Origin of the sequence: Campylobacter sp. BCW_6467 (genome assembly GCF_001762855.1) — a bacterium.
GTDB lineage: Bacteria > Campylobacterota > Campylobacteria > Campylobacterales > Campylobacteraceae > Campylobacter_D > Campylobacter_D jejuni.
On sequence record NZ_MJXP01000016.1, the window covers coordinates 1 to 691 of the forward strand.

1 protein-coding gene is annotated in these 691 nt (G+C 28.2%); it reads right to left on the reverse strand.

What is annotated here, in order from left to right:
* Window positions 1-89: 89 nt before the first annotated feature.
* A complete protein-coding gene (locus tag AJ888_RS01450; protein ID WP_070296101.1) occupies window positions 90-530 on the reverse strand; it encodes a hypothetical protein in 441 nt (146 codons plus the stop codon).
* Between the last annotated feature and the right edge of the window lie 161 nt (window positions 531-691).

The window sequence follows — 691 nt, forward strand, 5'->3', positions numbered from 1 at the left end:
TTTTTGCCTTCAACCTAAATATATTTATATAAATAATATAAGCAAGATCTGTTCCGTTTTGGAGTAAAATGGAACAGGGAGAGTGAGAATTAATATTTGCTTCTGAATTCGTTTAGAATTTTCATTGCATTTTGTCCCCAACTTGTAGAATAATTAGGGAAAATTGTTCCATAGGAACCTGTCAAAGGATTATAAGTTTGTAAATAATATTCTTTTTGATTATTTACAAAACGAAATGTAGCAAGAACTTTTTTATAATTTTCTACTTGAAGTTCAGAATTAACAGAATTTCCATTATTATAAACAAAATAAGCATAACTTCTAATTCCTGCAGTGTAATCATAACTGCTGGCTCTGCTAAACTCATACCCACCCTTAACCTCTTTCATCTCATCAAGGTTAAGAACTTTAACACCTGCACTATTATCACTAATTGCTCCATTACTGACTTTAGCAAGAATATCTTCTGCAAAAGCAGAACTTGACAATAAAGCACCTGAAGCTACAACACTCAATAGTTTTTTAAACATTTTAGCTCCTTGTTTTAAAATGTAATATAATTCATTTTATCATAATAAATGCCCTAAATCAAATTTAATCAAAAATCTTTGAATTTCGAAATAGAATATTTTGGATTTTAATATCAAAATATTAAAATCCTTAATTAAAAGCCTAAACCCTAGTTTGTTCT